Genomic DNA, 18,883 nt, shown 5'->3' on the forward strand with positions numbered 1-18,883 from the left:
CCTTAAATCAGGGAAGTTCGCTGAGACTCCAATATAAATCTATGGTTTTAATAACATCAACAAACTGTTTATAATCCACAGGTTTTATCATAAATCCAGAAACTCCCAAAGAAAAAGAATTAACTCTGTCCTGTTCTTCCCTTGAAGTAGTTAAAACAATAGTTGGTATTAATTTTAAATTATCATATTTTATTCTCTCTCTAAGAAAATCAATACCATTCATCTTTGGCATATTCAAATCAAGTAATATAATACAGGGAATTTCATTTTCGGAATCAAGAAGATATTTCAATGCTTCTTCACCATTATTTCTTATAATTAAATCATTAACAATCTTAAGCTCTTGAAGAGATCTTTTTACACTCATAGCATCTATTCTATCATCTTCAACAAGCAAAATGGGTTTTTTAGAGTTCAACATGTTCGCCTCCTTTATATCATTTTAAATTATAACATATTATTAATAATTTTTAAATATATAAAAATATTATATTTGAAAATATCATAAAATGACAGATAATTATTCAAAAAAGCCTTTTCATCAAAAAGCATTTGCAAAAAAAATTAATACATACTAAAATAAAGCTGGAGGTGAAAAAATGAAAAAAATTATAATGATTTCATTAATAGCTATAATTGCAATAATAGGTAATAGCAGTAAAATGATAACTGGAGAATTAAACTTAGAAAAATTTGAAAAAATCAGAGTAGATCTTGGAATAGCAGATTTAGAAATAATAGGATCAAATAATAATAAATTATTCTACAGTTATGAAGATAATGATAAAATAGAATATGATTATTATGTATCAAACAATAAATTCAATCTAATAGAAAGCAAAAGAGCACAATTCTTTAACTTTTATACACCAAAAAATGAATTTATAATAAATACCTATTATGATCAAGAATATATGGATATAAAAGGAGCAACATCAGATATAACAATAAAAAATATATACTCTTATAAAACTGATATAGACACAAGCACAGGAGATATTGAAATATATGATTCAGATGGAGAATATATAAAAATAAAAACAAGTACAGGAGATCAAGAACTATATGAAACAACTTATAAAGAAATAGAATTAAAAAGTTCTACAGGAGACATCGAAATTGAAAGAACAAATTCAGAAATAATAGACCTAGAAAGTTCAACAGGAGAACAAGAAATATCAAATACAAAAACTAAAAAACTATACACAAAAACAACAACTGGTGATCAAGAAATAGAAAATACACAAGCAGATATAATGAACTTAAGAACTTCGATTGGAGAAATAACAGTAAAAAATTCGAACACAAATAAATTAAAGATAAATGCAACAACAGGAAGCATATACATAAATCTAAACAATAATCCAGAAACCATAGAATTATCTACAACAATTGGAGAAATAATGATAAATAATTTAGATCTAAACCAGTATAAAATAAGAATAAATACTTCTATTGGAGATATAAAAACACCTTATGGAAACTTTGAAAAACAATTCGAATATGGAAATGGACAAAAAACTATAGAAATAAGAACAACTACGGGAGATATAATTTTAAAATAAAAGGAAATACAATATATAATCAAATAATAAACTCAAATAATAAAACTTTAAAATCAATACTAAAAAAATATATACAATAAAATTTATGCTCTTTAACCCAAATGGTGCAAAAGTCACAATTGAAATTCCAATATAATAATTATTTTTTAAAATAAGTCGAAAATTCATTATCAAGCCATACTTCAATACTATCACCAATATTTAATATTGAATCATCCAAAGAAAAACGAAATCCCTGACATCCTCGTTGACAAGGTTCATTATATAATTTTCTATCACAACCATATCCCTTTTCAATTTTTTTCTGCAAAACTGAAGGAAATTTTTCAATTACATCTAAATATTTATCTGTTTTTTTAGATCTTACAACTAAACAATAATCATGTCTGACAGATAAAGCAAACTCCCACATTCGCATTTGATATATATCTTTTACAGATAATTTCCTATTTTTATTCTTTATATAAGAATAAGCAAAATGAACTTCAAATATAGATATTATAGGTACACAAACCATTCCCATATCTATACAATGTCTATGTAACTTCAAAGACATCTCTTGAACTTTTTCAGGCAATGGATATAAAAAATCTTTCAAAATATCTATTACATCAGTATCTTCCGTTTTTATTAATCTATAATCACAAATTAAAAGATTATCATGATTATAATCATGCTTATACCTCTTTTTTCGCAATTCTATATCTGCAATAGACATGATTTTTAATCCCGTTAATAAAATAGGATTTTTTGGATATGATACTTCTAAAAACTCTAAATCTGAGATATTAACCTTTTTTTCTTTTAAGTCAATGCCATTAAAAACAAAACCACAAAATTCCAAAAACCTCAAACACTTAATCAACTTAGTTCCAGAATTCTTAGGCTTGATTTTATTTCCATTATCATCAATAACTGCGATAAATGATGGTAATTCAGTTACCAATAATGAATTATTATTATCTGATAATTTACTATGATAACCAATATTAGATAAAAGATCTGTTATTTCATACAAAAACGGATAATCTGTTTCATTAACTGGTTTCTTTTTCAAACTAAAATATAAATGCCCATCTGAATTTAAATAATCACAAAATAAATATAAAAAATTTCTGTAAGCAATAATACCTTCTCTTATACTTTTTTCATTTGCAATACCCTTAAACATAGCATTTATAGAGTAATTTTCAGGTATATTTGCTGGTATCAATTTTTTTATATATTTAGCAATTTCATCAATAGGTTTTAAAATTACTGGACCTCCATGATGTGTACTCATATTTTCCCCCCTTTTTTACTAATCATATAAAATTTTTTCAAAACTTTTAATAAATTATACACCTTTATACTAAAAATAAAAAACTGTTGGAATTAAAAATCAAAATTCCAACAGTTCACTATATTAATTATTTATTTTTTATCATATCATCAATAGCTTTTGCAGCACTCTTACCAGCACCCATAGCTAAAATAACAGTAGCTGCACCAGTAACAATATCTCCACCAGCAAAAACTCTATTTTTAGATGTTCTTCCATCATCATCTGCAATAATACATCCTTTTTTATTCGTCTCAATATCCGATGTAGTAGAAGATATCAAAGGATTTGGTGTAGTACCTATAGACATAATAACAGAATCAACATCTATAACAAACTCAGAATCTTCTATTGGTACAGGCCTTCTTCTACCTGAAGAATCAGCTTCTCCCAATTTCATTCTGATACATCTAATACCTTTAACCCAACCATTCTCATCAGATAAAATTTCAACAGGATTAGTCAAAAGTTCAAAATTAATTCCTTCTTCTTTTGCATGATGAACCTCTTCACGTCTTGCAGGAAGTTCCTCTTCACTTCTTCTATAAACAATATAAACTTCACTTCCAAGTCTCAAAGCCGTTCTTGCAGCATCCATAGCCACATTTCCTCCACCAACAACAGCTGTCCTTTTACCAGGCTTTATAGGCGTATCATAATCATCTCTATAAGCCTTCATAAGATTAGCTCTTGTCAAAAACTCATTGGCAGAAAAAACTCCTTTTGCATTCTCACCAGGAATATTCATAAATCTCGGTAATCCTGCACCTGAACCAATATAAACTGCTTCAAAACCTTCTTCAGAAATAAGTTCATCTATAGTAACAGTTCTACCAACAATAACATTAGTTTCTATTTTAACTCCAAGATCTTTAAGTTTATCAACTTCAGGCTTAACAACCTTATCCTTTGGAAGTCTAAATTCAGGAATTCCATAAGTCAAAACTCCTCCTGCTTCATGAAGTGCTTCAAAAATTGTAACTTCATAACCAAGTTTTGCAAGATCTCCAGCACATGTTAATCCAGAAGGTCCACTCCCTATAACAGCAACCTTATGACCATTGAAAACTATATCAGAATCAACTTTAAAATTATTCTCAAGAGCCCAATCAGCTACAAATCTTTCGAGTTTTCCAATGGCAACAGGTTCACCTCTAATACCCAAAACACATTTACTCTCACACTGAACCTCTTGTGGACAAACCCTTCCACAAACAGCTGGTAAAGAAGTATATTTACTCAAAATCTCATAAGCTTTATCAAAATTTCTCTCTTTGACAAAACTTATAAAACCTGGAATATCTATAGAAACAGGACATTTAGAAACACACATAGGTCTTTTACAATTCAGACATCTCGATGCTTCTAAAACAGCTTCCTCTTCATTATAACCAAAAGAAACCTCTTCAAAATTAGATCTTCTAATATCTGGTGACTGTTCTCTAACTGGTACTCTATCAATCTTAGACATTCAAATCACCATCCAATCTACATTTATGATTTTCCTCTTCCTTATAAGTAGATTGTCTACTCATAGCCTCGTCAAAATCTACCAAATGTGCATCAAACTCTGGACCATCCACACAAGTAAACTTAATTTCATCATTAACTGAAACTCTACATCCGCCACACATACCAGTACCATCGACCATCAAAGTATTAAGACTTGCTATAGTTTTAATATCATATTTTTTTGTGAGTTCAGCAACAAACTTCATCATAATCATCGGTCCAATTGTCACAACAATATCAATATTTTTAGACTTAATAAGTTCTTCAAGTTTATCAGTAACAAGTCCTTTAAATCCAAAACTACCATCATCTGTACAAAAATGAACATTGGCATTAAGACTCTCAAACTCATTCTTTAAAATAACAAAATTTTCATTTTTAAAACCTAAAACAACATCTGTACAAATACCTAAATCAGAAAAAAATTTCACTTGTGGATAAACTGGAGCCGCTCCAACTCCACCACCAACAAAAACTACTTTTTTATTTCTCAATAATTCAAAATCTTCAGAAATAAAATCTGAGGCATTTCCCAAAGGTCCTGCAAAATCCTTTACAAACTCTCCAGAACCAAGAGAAACCAATTTCTTAGTAGAATGACCTAAAGCCTGAACAACAATCTGAACAGAACCTCTTTCAGAATCAAAATCTGAAATAGTCAAAGGTACTCTTTCACCTTTATCATCAACTCTAACAATGATAAACTGCCCAGGCTTAGCTGATTTAGCAACCCTTGGTGCTAAAATATCCATTTTATAAATATTTTCAGCAATCATTTCATTAGATAAAATTTTAAACATATAAACTCCTCCTGCAAAAAAATCCAATCAAACAAAATATATCACAGGAAAAAAATATATTAAATAATACCCTGTTAAGGTATGATAACAAAAAAATTATTTTTCAGAATACACTGGATCATTAGCTATTTTAGTTTTCATTATCTTATTCTCTTTCAACACAAAATAAAGTGTTATAAGAGCTGAAAGACCGTCTGAAATTGGAAATGATAACCAAATACCCAAAAGTCCAAATAAATTAGACATTAAAAATGCCATAGGAATAAAAATTAAAATTTGTCTTGACATAGATAAAATCAATGCTGGTCCAGCTTTACCAATAGCCTGAAAAAGTGATGAACCTATAACTTGAAATCCAACTACCCATATACAAGCTGAAGCTATTCTCAAAGCTGGAGCTCCTTGAGAAATAAGTTCCAAATCCTTACTAAAAATTCCTATTAAAAAATGTGGAAAAAACTGTAAAATAATAAATCCAGTTGTAGAAAAAATACTCGTAACAATCATAGAAAGGCTCATGACCTCTTTAACCCTATCAAATTTCTTAGCACCATAATTAAAGCCTGAAATAGGTAAATAACCTTGAGCAACACCAAAAAGTGGCATCAAAGTAAACATTATAAGTCTATTTATAACTCCATAAATAGCTATAGACAAATCTCCACCATAAACAGCTAACAAATTATTCAAAACTATTGCCATGACACTTCCTGCAACCTGTCTTGCAAAAGCAGAAGAACCTATAGCAAAAGTCTCGATAATGATCTTAAAATTCCATTTAAACGGATTAAAATTAAAATTCAAAATACCTTTATTTGTAAGATAATACAAAAGTAAAAAACTAAAACCAATAATTTGGGAAATAACAGTTGCAAGAGCTGCTCCTCTTATACCCATATCAAAAGTAAAAATAAAAATAGGATCGAGAATAATATTCATACCAGCAGAAATCAATAAACTAAACATAGAAATATTAGCAGCACCTTCTGCCCTTACAGTATTATTAAAAATCATACCCAAAACAAAAAATACACTCCCATATATTATGACTTGCATATAATCTTTAGCATAAGGTAAAATAGTTTCGGTTGCTCCAAATAAAGATAAAAGCTGATCCAAAAACAAACTTCCAAAAATAGTTATAATCAAACCCATAACAATACCTGTAGAAACCATATTTCCAAAAGTAAGCTCTGCTTTATCCTTATCTTTTGCTCCAAGACTTCTCGAAATAATAGAAGCTCCACCAATACCTATCATCTGCCCAAAAGCCATAACAACCATTTGAATAGGAAATCCTATTGAAATAGCTGCAATTCCTAAAGTTCCAACTCCTCTACCAATAAAAATAGTATCAACAAAATTATAAAGAGCCTGAACCATCATAGCAATTGTAGCTGGCAAGGAAAGCTTCAAAAGAAGCTTTCCAATAGATTCATTCTCCATCATCTTTTCTCTATCTGTCATAAAAAACACTCCTCATGTATCACTCTTATTAAGTTCTAAAATATTGTTTATCATAATATCCAAAGTATTCAAAAATTTTTCAATATCATCATCAGAAATTCCTTTAGTTATAGCATTTTCCCATGCAATTATCTCTTTTCTGATGAGTTTTTCATATTTAATGGCTTTCTCAGTAACATAAATTCTATTCTTTCTCTTATCTTTATCATCAACCTTCTTAACAACATAACCCTCTTTCATAAGTTTCTTAATAGCTCTTGCAGTATTAGATTTATCTATTTCCAATATCCGACTCAAATCTTCTTGAGTCAATCCATCCTCTTCTCTAACCAAATAAATTAAAAAATGAATCTGTCCCTTTCCAAGATTGTATTTACCTATTATATCCAAAAAAACATGATGTGAATTTCTCGATAAACAGGACAATCTTCTCCCTATATATTTCAAATCATCCATAAAAAATCCCTCCGTACAAGCCAAAATAGTTGCGATTACAACTATTTAAAAATTATACACAAAATTGGTTGCGATTGCAACTAATTTTATGTTAAAAAATAAAAAACATTGTAGTCTACTTTACAAAAAATAAAAAAATATTGAGGTATAATTTGTAATAATATACTAACTCAAAATTAACGTAATCACTAAAAAAGGAGGGAACAACATGCTTTCGCTGATTGGGGTAGCGATAATAATCATAGGATTCATATTAAAATTAGATACAATAGCCGTAGTTCTTGTTGCTGGAGTTATAACTGGTTTAACAGGTGGACTTAGCATTATGGAAATATTAAGTATAATAGGTCAAACCTTCATAGATACGAGATATATGTCATTATTTCTTTTAACCCTTCCTGTAATAGGGGTACTTGAAAGATATGGTTTAAGAGAAAAGGCTGCAGACATGATAAAAAATATGAAATCAGTTACAACTGGAAGAGTTTTAACAATATACTTATTAATAAGAGAACTCGCAGCAGCTCTTTCATTAAGACTTGGTGGTCATGTACAATTTATAAGACCTCTTGTAAATCCAATGGCATATGGTGCTGCAGAAAAAAATTATGGTGATATCGATGAAAAAACAGAAGACGAAATAAAAGGATTCTCCGCAATGGCAGAAAATCTTGGAAACTTTTTTGGCCAAAATGTATTCGTTGCAGCAGGTGGAGTATTACTAATAGTTGCAACTCTACAAGAACAAGGAATAGAAATAAAACCTCTTGATGTTGCAAAAGCTTCTATACCAATAGCAATATTTGCTTTCTTATACGGAGTAATACAACATTATATTTTGGATAAAAAAATACAAAAAAAACTATCCAAAAAAAATGGAGGTAAATAAAAATGAAAAATACATTATTAGAAATATTTTATATAATATCTGGACTAATATCAATAACAGCGGCTTTTTACAGTTTAAAAGATAAAAAACACCCTCATAGATTAGAAACTGCATTATTCTGGTCAATATTTGGATTTATATTTATAGCTGGAAAATATATACCCTCATGGATAGTTGGAATACTAATACTAATAATGGGTATATTAACGGCAACCAAAAGAGTAACTTTTGGTTCACTCATAAACTCAACAGAAGAATTCAGAGAAAAATCATCAAAATTAATTGGGGGAAAAATATTCATACCTGCTTTAACAATAGGAATAATAGCCTTTGCTGTTGCCCAAGGAATACCTTCACTTGGTGGTTTAGTTGGTCTTGGATTTGGTGCATTAGCTGCTACAATAATCTCATTCTTTATAACAAAAGCAAAACCAAAAGAATTTACATACGATAGCTCAAGATTATTATTACAGATAGGAGCTGCTAGCATACTTCCACAATTATTAACAGCACTTGGTGCATTATTCACAAAAGCCGGAGTAGGAACTGTAATATCTGATGGAATAGGAAATTTTGTACAACAAGGAAACATACTTGGTGGAGTAATAGCCTACTGCCTTGGAATGGCTATATTCACAATGATAATGGGAAATGCATTCGCCGCATTTGCAGTAATAACAGCTGGAATAGGAATACCATTTGTATATTCACAAGGTGCAAACCCTGCAATTGCAGGATCATTAGCTCTAACTGCAGGATATTGTGGAACATTGATGACACCAATGGCAGCAAACTTCAATATAGTTCCAGCAGCAATATTACAAACAAAAAATAAAAATAGAGTTATAATCTCTCAATTTCCTATTGCAATAGCATTATTAATAACTCATATACTATTAATGTATTATTGGGCTTTCTAAAAAAAGGAGATGAAAAAATGAAAGTATTAATAACAGGTTTTGATCCATTTGGTGGAGAAAAAATAAACCCTGCTTATGAAGCTGTAAAAAGACTTCCAGATGAAATAGAAAACTCAGAAATAATAAAAATAGAAATACCTACAGTATTCAAAAAATCTTATCAAAAACTCGAAGAAAATATAAAAATTCATAATCCTGATATAGTAATATGTATAGGACAAGCTGGAGGAAGATTTGAAATAACCCCTGAAAGAGTTGCAATAAATATAGATGATGCGAGAATAAAAGACAATGAAGGAAATCAACCAATAGATCAAAAAATATTCGAAGATGGTGATTCAGCATATTTTTCAACTCTTCCAATAAAAGCAATGGTCAAAGAAATAAAATTACAAAATATTCCAGCTTCAATATCAAACACAGCTGGAACATTCGTATGTAATCACATAATGTACTCATTATTATATTTAATAAACAAAAAATATCCAAACATAAAAGGTGGATTCATACATGTACCTTTTATAAATGAACAAATTATTGATAAAAGAAATACACCATACATGAACTTAAATGATATAATAATAGGCTTAACCTCAGCAGTAAAAGCCGCTATAAAGTATAAAGATGATATAAAAACAATTGGAGGAAAACTCCATTAATATCATCCAAATGCCCCCTTAAAGGGGGTTTTTTTATTATATAAATAATTTTGAAATATCATATTTTTATGATATACTTTTATAGAGACCATACGGTCTCTATAAGGAGGGATAAAATGAGTAAAGTATTAAAAATAAAAAATGATATTTTTGATTATTTAACTTTTGGAAAAGGAGATAATATATTAATAATGATTCCTGGACTCGATGATGGATTTTCTTCAGTTAAAGGAAAAGGTTTAATATTTTCTCACTCATTAAAAAAATTCAAAAAAAATTTCAAAGTCTATATAATTTCAAGAAAGAGAAATATGCCTAAAAATTATAGTACCTTAGACATGGCAAATGATTTAAATAATTTTATAGAAAAATTAAATATAAATCATTTCAATCTATTAGGTACATCTATGGGTGGTGCAATAGCACAATATTTTGCAATAAATCATCCAAAAAAATTAAAAAAATTATGTTTAGCCGTTACTTTCACTGGAAAATATGATACATTAAAATATATATGTAATTATTGGAAAAAACTTGCTCAAGAAAAAAACGGTTATGAACTCATGAAAAGTTCTTCTGAATATTCATATACAGAAAATGAACTAAAAAAACAAAGAAAATACTTTCCTTTAATGAAACTATTAAAATTCAATATAAACTATGAAAGATTTTTAATACAAATCAATGCCTGTATAAATCATAATACTGAAAACATAATACATAAAATAAATACTCCTACTTTAATAATAGGGGGAAAAAATGATAAAATAGTAGGAAATAAAGAAGCTATTTTTATGAACTCCGAAATAAAAAACTCTTTATTATACCAATCAGAATACGGACATGCATTAATGGCAGAAGAAAAACAAAATTATGAAAATACAATAATAAATTTTTTTAAGGAGTAATCAAATGAAAAAAGCCTTTTATAATATATCAGAAGAAAAACAAAACAAAATTATAAAAATCTCTATTGAAGAATTCTCCAAAAATGGCTATAAAAATACATCCTTAAATACAATTATAAAAAAAGTTGATATATCTAAAGGAGGCATGTATAAATATATAGATTCAAAATTTGAATTATTTGAATATATAATAAATATTTCTACTGAAAAAATACTAAAAAATATGCCCTCATTTAAAGGAAATAATATATATGATGATCTCATAACATATGCAATATGGGAATATGATTTTTACAAAGAAAACCCAAAAATATACTCATTATTTGAAAAAATAATTTTATATCCTTCATGCAAAGAAGAAAAAATAATACATGAAAATATTATCAAAACATCAAATACATATTTTTTTGATATCATAAAAAAATACAATATATCAACAGAAAAATCTAATATCATATTTTGGACTCTAAAAGGTTTAAATGAACTATATATAAAAAATATAATCGAAAAAGAATCCTATATATCACAACTAATGAAATATATTAATATATTAAAAAAAATATAAACTAAAATATAAAAATTATCTAATCGAGCTGATCAATTAGCTCGATTAATTTTTTTATTCAAAAACAAAATAAATGGTATAATAAAAAAAATATTCTATGGAGGGAAAAATATGAAAGAAGCTGATATGTTCAACAAAATGTTCAGTAAAAAATTACAAGAAAAAATGACGGATAAATTATTAAATTATATAGCCCCTCTTGGCAAACAAAAAAATTACTCAAAAAATCAAATAGTTGAAATATGCGACTCAAATCACATATACATAGTAACAAATGGTTATTTCAAAGAACTCGTATACTCTCCTGAAGGAAAAGAAATAAGTTTTTACAGATTAAATGCTGGAACAATATTTGGAGAAATGGATTTCTTTGATAATCAAAAAACATTTGGAATAGTAAAATCATTAGAAGAAAACTCATCAATATCCGCAGTAAACAGAAAAATAATAGAAGAAATGTTAATCACAGACAAAGAATTATACTGGTGTTTTATGCATTCAATAATAAGAAAATTTAGAATAATATCTTTAAACTATGTAAACTCATTATCAAACGACTCAACTGGAAAATTAGCTGGTTTTCTCATTGCTTTAATAGCACAACATGGTCAAAAATGTACACAAGAAAGCAAAATAATTCCATATCCATACACACATCAAGAAATTGCAAACGCACTTGGAATATCAAGAATAACCATAACAAAATCGATAAATGAACTAAAAAAACTTGGTTTAATAACATATTATGGTAAATATATAAAAATAGAAAATCCAAAAGAACTAATGAAACTATACAAAACAGTATGGTAAAAATATTTTCAAATAAAACTAAGAAAAAATAAAATAAATGCAAATAAGTAGTCTTATACAAAAATAATCAATCACAATAACATATAAATAACTTAGAAAACAAAAAATTATCATGATAACATAAATTTGAAAACATTCTGAAATCGATTGCATATCATTATTAAAATTAATCAATCCTTTAAAAACCTATTCAATAGAGTATTTTCATTTTTTTAATCCCTCTATGAAATCGATTGCATGATATTTGTATATTATTATTAAGGTGGATGAATACTTATGGATAAAAAAATTACAATAAAAGATATTGCTAAAAAAGCTGGTGTAAGTACCTCTACAGTTTCAAGAGTACTAAATGATACATTACCAGTAAAAAAAGAAACAAAAGAAATAATAATAAAAACAATAAAAGAATTAAACTACTATCCAGATTCATTGGCAAGAAGTTTGAGAATGGGTAGTACAAAAACAATAGGAATAATAATTCCAGATATATCAAACCCATTTTTTTCTATGCTCGTAAAAGGATCAGAAGACTATCTAAGAGAACAAAACTATTCAACAATAATATGTAATTCAGATAATAAAAAAGAAGATGAAAAAATAGTAAAACTACTACTCGAAAAAAAAGTAGATGCAATACTATATGCTGGTATTGGAAATCTTGAAAAATTCAAAAAAATAAAAACTCCGATCATATACATAGACAGAATAGAAAAAAACTCAAATTCATCCTACATAGTATCAAACAATTATCAAGGAATGACTACATTACTCGATTATCTTCTAAAAAACAATCATAAAACATATATATTCATCTCCGGAGATGAAAACATATTTTCAGCAAGTGAAAGACTCAGAGCATTTACAGATTTTTCAAAAAAACATAAAATAAAAAATCAAATAATACAAGCTGATTACACATTCCAATCGGGAATAAGAATTGCAGAAAAAATTCAAACAATACCAGATGCAATAGTATGCTCAAACGATTTAATGGCCTATGGAATAATTCAAGGTCTAAAAAACAGAAAAATAAATGTACCAAAAGATGTAAGTGTTACAGGATATGATGACATACTATTCAGTGCAATGTTCAACCCACCATTGACAACCATAAAACAACCAATATATCAAATGGGAAGAACGGCCTCAGAAATAGTAATACAAATATTACAAAAAAAAGTAAAAGAAAACCCTATAAAAATGTTCAAAAACGAATTAATACTAAGAAACAGCGTATTAAAAAGAAAATGAGGTGAAAAGATGAAAAAAACTGGAATATACAACTCAATAATATCCTCAGAAATTGCAAAAATGGGACATACCGACATATTGACAATAGTTGATATGGGATATCCTATACCAAAAGAATCAAAATATGTCGATATAGTACTAGACAAAGGGAAACCCTCCTTCAAAGAGGTGCTTCAAATAGTTCTAAAAGAATTAGAAATAGAGCAAGTAATAATAGCATCAGAAATAAAAGAAAAAAACAAAGAACAATATGAATACATAACAAAAAATATAAAAACCACCATAAAAGAACTAACACATGAAGAATTTAAAAAACATGCAAAAGATTCAAGATTCTTCATAAGAACAGGAGAAGCCAGCCCTTACTCAAATATAATGTTAATCTCAGGAGTAATATTCTAATGCTGTTAAAAATGGAAAAAATCTGCAAAGATTTTTCAGGTGTAAAAGCATTAAAAAGTGTAGATTTTCAACTCGAAAAAGGAGAAATACACTCATTACTTGGAGAAAACGGAGCTGGAAAAAGCACATTAATAAAAATACTTGGTGGTGTATATACGGCAACTTCAGGTGAAATATACTTAGAAAATCAAAAAATGAACTTCAAAAATCCTTTAGACTCACAAAAAAAAGGTATAGCCATAATTCATCAAGAACTTATGCTCGCCGAAAACTTAAGCATAGCTGAAAATATATTTCTTGGCAAAAAAATAGGAACCATATTCAACACAAACATAAAAAAAATGATACAAGAATCAAAAAAATACTTAAACATGCTTGGCTTTGAAATAGACCCTTCAGAAAAAGTAAAAAATTTAAATGTATCCCAAAAACAACTCGTAGAAATAGCCAAAGCATTATCATACAACTCAAAAATAATAGTGATGGATGAACCAACAGCAACAATAACAGAACATGAAGTAAAAAAACTATTCAAAATAATGAAAGATCTAAAAAAAGAAGGTATATCCATAATATTTATAACTCACAGAATGGATGAAGTATATGAAATATCAGACAAAGTAACAGTATTAAGAGATGGAGAATTCATAGGATCTGGTGAACTAAAAAACTATGAAAAAGACACTTTAATAAAAATGATGGTTGGAAGAGAAGTAAAAGACATGTATCCAAAATTCAATAAAATAGAAGACGAAATAATATTTGAACTAAAAAATTTTGAAGTAGAAAATCATATAAAACCCTTAAGTTTCAAAATTAAAAAAGGTGAAATATTTGGAATAACAGGACTTGTTGGATGTGGAAAATCAGAACTTGCAATGGGACTCTTTGGAATAATGAAAAACAAATTTGAAAAAATGATCATAAAATCAAAAGAAATAAAACATTTAAAAAATCCTTTAGAAGCATTAAAAAATGGAATAATAATAATTCCAGAAGAAAGAAAAAGTCAAGGAATAATACCAGGATTAGATATAACAAAAAACATAATACTACCAAACATAAAAAAATTTGGAACTTCATACTCCATAAATTGGAAAAAAGCTGAAAAAACAGCTCAAGAAGAAATTCAAAAATTCAGAATAAAAACACCTAATCAAAGACAAAAATTAAAAAAATTATCTGGTGGAAATCAACAAAAAGTAGTAATCTCAAAATATTTAATGAGACAACCTGAACTTGCAATATTCGTAGAACCAACAAGAGGAATCGATGTTGGTGCAAAAATAGAAGTATACAATCTCATAAATCAACTTGCAAATCAGGGAATAGTAGTAATACTAATATCTTCAGAAATTCCTGAAATAGTTGGACTATGCGATAGAACTATGGTGATGCACAGAGGAAAAGTATCTGGAATAATAAACTCCAAAGATATGGATCCAGAAAAAATACTAAAAGCAGGAACGGGGTTGACAGAAAATGACAAAAAATAAAATTTTAACATTCTTAAGAAAAAATCCAGCTTTAGTTGGTTTTATAGGAATATTTATAATACTATCCATAATATCTGACAGCTTTTTAAGCATATACAATATAACAAACATATTGAGACAAACATCGATAATATCAATAATTGGATTTGGAATGACACTTGTAATACTAACTGGTGGAATAGACTTATCTGTTGGATCAACATTCGCATTAAGTGCAGTCATAATGGCAAGTATTGTAAAAGCTGGAAACCCAATACTTGGAATAATAGTTGCTTTATTAGTTGGTTCAGCAATAGGGGCATTAAATGGAATAATAATATCAAAAGGAAAAATACAACCATTCATAGTAACACTCGCAATGATGGCAATAGCAAGAAGTTTAACCCTTGGATTCACTGAAGGAATACCGATATCAGGATTCAGTTCAGGATTCAGATTTCTTGGCAGAGGTGACTTTCTTGGAATACCAATGCCTATAATAATAATGTTCATAGTATTCTTCATAACCTATTATATACTCAAAAAAACAAGACTTGGACTATATACATACTCAATAGGCGGAAATGAAGAAGCTACAAAACTATCTGGAGTAAATGTAGACAAATACAAAATAATAATATATATGATAAGTGGATTATTTTCAGCAATCAGTGCAATCATACTTACAGCAAGACTAAACTCTGCTCAACCAACCTTTGGAACAGGTTATGAATTAGATGCGATAGCAACCGTTGTACTAGGTGGAGCCTCATTAGCTGGTGGATATGGCGGAGTATTTGGAACATTATTTGGAGCACTGCTACTCGGAACCATAAACAATGGAATGAATTTATTAAACGTATCTCCATTCTATCAAGATGCAGTAAAAGGAGTAATAATACTAATAGCGGTACTTCTTGAAAAAGAAGACTAATATAAGGAGGTTGTTTTCAGTATGAAAAAAACATTATTAACATTATTAGCCTTAACCCTCATCATGAGTATTGGATTCTCATTCACATTAGGTTTATCCGTATCAACACTCAACAACCCTTTCTTTGTAGCATTAAAAGACGGTGCAGTAGAAAAAGCCGAAGAATTAAATATAGATCTAATAGTTGCAGATGCAAGAGATAACCCTGCAAAACAGTTAAATGATATAGAAGATATGATTCAGAGAAAAGTAGATCTAATAATAATAAACCCTACAGACTCAGATGCAATAGCATCATCAGTTGAAGAAGCAAACGATGCAAATATACCAGTAATAACTGTAGACAGAGGCTCAAATGGTGGAAAAGTATTATTACATATAGCTTCTGACAATATAGCTGGTGGAGCAATGGCTGCAGAATTTATAGCAGAAAAATTAAATCAAAAGGGAAAAGTAATAGAATTAGTAGGAATACCTGGAACATCTGCAGCAAGAGATAGAGGAGCAGGATTCGATCAAGGAATATCAAAATACAAAGATATAAAAGTTGTAGCAAGACAAACAGCAAACTTCAACAGAGCAGAAGGATTAGTAGTAATGGAAAATCTATTACAATCAAATCCAGATGTAAATGCAGTATTTGCTCAAAATGATGAAATGGCATTAGGTGCAATAGAAGCTTTAAAATCTGCAGGAAAACTAAAAAATGTAGTTGTAGTAGGTTTTGATGCAGTACCAGATGCTGTAAAATCTGTTCAAAATAAAGAAATGGCCGCAACAATAGCTCAACAACCAGAAAAAATGGGAGGACTCGCAGTAACAAAAGCAGTAGAATATCTAAACACAATGACAGTATACTTCCCTGTTGACTTAAAACTTGTAAAATAAATAAAAAGCGGAGCTATTTTTAGCTCCGCTATCGACTTAATGTCAAAAGCGGGGGTGTAAAAGCATGAAAATGAAATTATTTACAAGAATCTTACTATCATTCCTAATAATATCTATAATACCTATAACCTTACTAATATATATGCAATACACCGAAACAAGCGAAATATTAAAAAACGACACATATCAAACATTAAACTCAATAAATGATGAAAAATTACAAAAAATAGAAAACATATTAAACAAAGCTAAAACAGATATAAACCACATAACAAACATAAAAGAAACACAAGATGCTTTCACTATGTTCAAAGGTGGATTAAGACTTGGTGGAAAAGAAAGCAGCTCCTATCAAAATGCATTAAAAGACTTCAAACCCTTCTTCGATAACTATATAACATCTTATCAATATTCAGATATAATACTAATAGAAAAAAGCGGTCAAATACTATACAATACGACACAAAATGAAATGATAAATCAAAACATAAACGAAACAAATCAAACAATAAAACAACTATTAGACATATCACAAGAAAAAACAAACATATCAGACTATATAAAAATACAAAATCAAAACTATATATACATAATATCTCCAATAAACTCATATGGAAGATTTGCAGGATGGGTAATGCTTGAAATACCCGAACAAAAAATAAATCAAATAATACAAAATACAGAAAACAAAAAATATACCAGCTATATAACAAACTCAAACTCAATTCTAAAAACACCTTATAAAAATCAAAAAATAAATGAAAAAATACAAACAAACACCAATTCCCAAGAATTAATAACCTCAAATTCTCTTTTGAACATAGACGAAAACAAAAAATGGACAATAACAACTCAAGTAGATAAAAACGAAGCTTTCAAAACTCTAAATTCATTCATACAAAAATTACTAATAATAGCTATAATAATAATAGTAATAGTTATAACAATAGCTATAATAATAACGAGAACAATAACAAACCCAATAAAAAACATGGTAAAAATAACTCAATCAATATCAAATGGAGACCTCTCCCAAAAAATAGAACAAACAAGAAAAGATGAAATAGGACAACTCGCACAATCCTTCAACAAAATGATAAAAAACATATCAACAATAATAGAAAACATAAAACAAAGTTCAGAAACAGTATCATCATCCAGTGAAGAACTTTCATCTGCAACTCAAGAAGGAAGTGCAAACTCAAAAATAGTTTCAAACAACATAGAAAAAATAAAACAAGCCATGGATACACAACTCGAAAAAATTCAAAATTCTGAATCAACCTTAGAAGAATTCTTAGATGAAATAAAAATATTAAATACACAATCACAAAAAATAGAACAAAACACAAATTTAATACTAACATCATCAGACAAAGGAAAAAATAATATAGAAAAATCAATAAATCAAATAAAAAACATAAATCAATCAACAGAAAATTCAAACAAATTAATAACAGAATTCTCAAGCTTAACAAACAATATAGGATCAATAGTAGACAGAATAGAAAACATATCACAACAAATAAACCTACTTGGATTAAATGCATCCATAGAAGCAGCGAGAGCTGGAGAATTCGGAAAAGGATTCTCAGTAGTTGCAGAAGAAATAAGAACACTATCAGAAGATGCATCCAAAGCCACAAAAGAAATAAATTCAATAGTAGAAAACATCAAAAAACAATCCAATAAAATTCAAAACTCCATGAAACAATCTGTAGATGATGTATCATCGGGAATAAAAATAATAAACAATACCAATGAAACATTTGAAGAAATATTAAGTTCAATACAAAAAATAAATCAACAAATAAAAACGCAAAATGAAATAATAAAAACACTAAATCAAAACAGCCAAAAAGTAAAAATATCGAATGACTCAATAAAAAATTCGATAATAGAATCAATAAACACATCAGATGAAGTACAAGAAATAGCAACAAATCAAACAAATATAAATGAAGAAATTGCTGAATCATCAAACAACCTTTCAAAACTTGTATTTGAACTAACCGAAATGATAGAAAAATTCAAACTATAAACGGGAGAGTGGAAAAA

At 28.2% G+C, this 18,883-nt stretch carries 19 protein-coding genes; 13 read left to right on the top strand and 6 right to left on the bottom strand.

Going from position 1 to position 18,883, the window contains the following annotated elements; all coding sequences use genetic code 11:
* Positions 1–7 precede the first annotated feature (7 nt).
* Positions 8–421: a response regulator gene (locus C7380_RS06300; protein ID WP_109604645.1), complete on the bottom strand. Its 414-nt coding sequence runs from the start codon at positions 419–421 to the stop codon at positions 8–10.
* A 178-nt stretch (positions 422–599) separates the two neighbouring features.
* Between C7380_RS06300 and C7380_RS06305 the strand changes: the two genes are divergently transcribed.
* Complete coding sequence (locus tag C7380_RS06305; RefSeq protein WP_109604646.1) at positions 600–1,565, top strand: DUF4097 family beta strand repeat-containing protein; 966 nt, start codon at positions 600–602, stop codon at positions 1,563–1,565.
* A gap of 139 nt (positions 1,566–1,704) precedes the next feature.
* Here C7380_RS06305 and C7380_RS06310 read toward each other — a convergent pair whose 3' ends face one another.
* The 5 genes from C7380_RS06310 to C7380_RS06330 form a co-directional block, all read right to left on the bottom strand.
* Positions 1,705–2,847, bottom strand: coding sequence for a hypothetical protein (locus C7380_RS06310; protein WP_109604647.1), 1,143 nt, complete (start codon positions 2,845–2,847; stop codon positions 1,705–1,707).
* A gap of 127 nt (positions 2,848–2,974) precedes the next feature.
* Positions 2,975–4,357 carry an NADPH-dependent glutamate synthase gene (gltA, locus tag C7380_RS06315; protein WP_109604648.1) on the bottom strand — a complete coding sequence of 461 codons (1,383 nt, stop codon included), beginning with the start codon at positions 4,355–4,357 and terminating at the stop codon, positions 2,975–2,977.
* A complete protein-coding gene (locus C7380_RS06320) occupies positions 4,350–5,198 on the bottom strand; it encodes a sulfide/dihydroorotate dehydrogenase-like FAD/NAD-binding protein (protein ID WP_109604649.1) in 849 nt (282 codons plus the stop codon). Before C7380_RS06320 ends, gltA begins: the two co-directional genes overlap by 8 nt.
* A 96-nt stretch (positions 5,199–5,294) precedes the next feature.
* A complete protein-coding gene (locus C7380_RS06325; RefSeq protein ID WP_109604650.1) occupies positions 5,295–6,665 on the bottom strand; it encodes an MATE family efflux transporter in 1,371 nt (456 codons plus the stop codon).
* Positions 6,666–6,677: 12 nt separating this feature from the next.
* On the bottom strand, positions 6,678–7,121 hold the full coding sequence (locus C7380_RS06330; RefSeq protein WP_109604651.1) for a MarR family winged helix-turn-helix transcriptional regulator: 444 nt from the start codon (positions 7,119–7,121) through the stop codon (positions 6,678–6,680).
* Between the two features lie 208 nt (positions 7,122–7,329).
* On the opposite strand from C7380_RS06330, the gene C7380_RS06335 reads away from it, so the two are divergent.
* The 12 genes from C7380_RS06335 to C7380_RS06390 all read left to right on the top strand — a co-directional run bounded on the left by C7380_RS06335 (position 7,330) and on the right by C7380_RS06390 (position 18,866).
* The gene (locus tag C7380_RS06335; RefSeq protein WP_109604652.1) at positions 7,330–8,010 is read left to right on the top strand and encodes a DUF969 domain-containing protein; all 681 of its coding nucleotides are present in this window, start codon (positions 7,330–7,332) and stop codon (positions 8,008–8,010) included.
* A 2-nt stretch (positions 8,011–8,012) separates the two neighbouring features.
* Complete coding sequence (locus C7380_RS06340) at positions 8,013–8,930, top strand: DUF979 domain-containing protein (protein WP_109604653.1); 918 nt, start codon at positions 8,013–8,015, stop codon at positions 8,928–8,930.
* 17 nt (positions 8,931–8,947) lie between these two features.
* On the top strand, positions 8,948–9,589 hold the full coding sequence (gene pcp, locus C7380_RS06345; protein ID WP_109604654.1) for a pyroglutamyl-peptidase I: 642 nt from the start codon (positions 8,948–8,950) through the stop codon (positions 9,587–9,589).
* Between the two features lie 116 nt (positions 9,590–9,705).
* A complete protein-coding gene (locus tag C7380_RS06350; protein WP_158274812.1) occupies positions 9,706–10,497 on the top strand; it encodes an alpha/beta fold hydrolase in 792 nt (263 codons plus the stop codon).
* A 4-nt stretch (positions 10,498–10,501) separates the two neighbouring features.
* Positions 10,502–11,062 (top strand): TetR/AcrR family transcriptional regulator, encoded by a 561-nt coding sequence (locus C7380_RS06355; RefSeq protein ID WP_109604656.1) that lies wholly within the window; start codon positions 10,502–10,504, stop codon positions 11,060–11,062.
* Positions 11,063–11,173: 111 nt separating this feature from the next.
* The gene (locus C7380_RS06360) at positions 11,174–11,872 is read left to right on the top strand and encodes a Crp/Fnr family transcriptional regulator (RefSeq protein WP_109604657.1); all 699 of its coding nucleotides are present in this window, start codon (positions 11,174–11,176) and stop codon (positions 11,870–11,872) included.
* Positions 11,873–12,148: 276 nt separating this feature from the next.
* Positions 12,149–13,126, top strand: coding sequence for a LacI family DNA-binding transcriptional regulator (locus C7380_RS06365; protein WP_109604658.1), 978 nt, complete (start codon positions 12,149–12,151; stop codon positions 13,124–13,126).
* Positions 13,127–13,135: 9 nt separating this feature from the next.
* The gene (rbsD, locus tag C7380_RS06370; protein WP_109604659.1) at positions 13,136–13,528 is read left to right on the top strand and encodes a D-ribose pyranase; all 393 of its coding nucleotides are present in this window, start codon (positions 13,136–13,138) and stop codon (positions 13,526–13,528) included.
* Positions 13,528–15,024 (top strand): sugar ABC transporter ATP-binding protein, encoded by a 1,497-nt coding sequence (locus C7380_RS06375; protein ID WP_109604660.1) that lies wholly within the window; start codon positions 13,528–13,530, stop codon positions 15,022–15,024. The genes rbsD and C7380_RS06375 overlap by 1 nt, the downstream gene beginning before the upstream one ends.
* Positions 15,011–15,937 carry an ABC transporter permease gene (locus tag C7380_RS06380; RefSeq protein ID WP_109604661.1) on the top strand — a complete coding sequence of 309 codons (927 nt, stop codon included), beginning with the start codon at positions 15,011–15,013 and terminating at the stop codon, positions 15,935–15,937. The genes C7380_RS06375 and C7380_RS06380 overlap by 14 nt, the downstream gene beginning before the upstream one ends.
* A gap of 21 nt (positions 15,938–15,958) precedes the next feature.
* A complete protein-coding gene (gene rbsB, locus C7380_RS06385) occupies positions 15,959–16,825 on the top strand; it encodes a ribose ABC transporter substrate-binding protein RbsB (RefSeq protein WP_109604662.1) in 867 nt (288 codons plus the stop codon).
* A 64-nt stretch (positions 16,826–16,889) separates the two neighbouring features.
* Entirely contained in the window at positions 16,890–18,866 is a 1,977-nt protein-coding gene (locus C7380_RS06390) for a methyl-accepting chemotaxis protein (RefSeq protein ID WP_109604663.1), read from the top strand.
* The last annotated feature ends 17 nt before the right edge of the window (positions 18,867–18,883 follow it).

It is taken from the genome of Oceanotoga teriensis (assembly GCF_003148465.1).
In the GTDB taxonomy this organism is placed as follows: domain Bacteria; phylum Thermotogota; class Thermotogae; order Petrotogales; family Petrotogaceae; genus Oceanotoga; species Oceanotoga teriensis.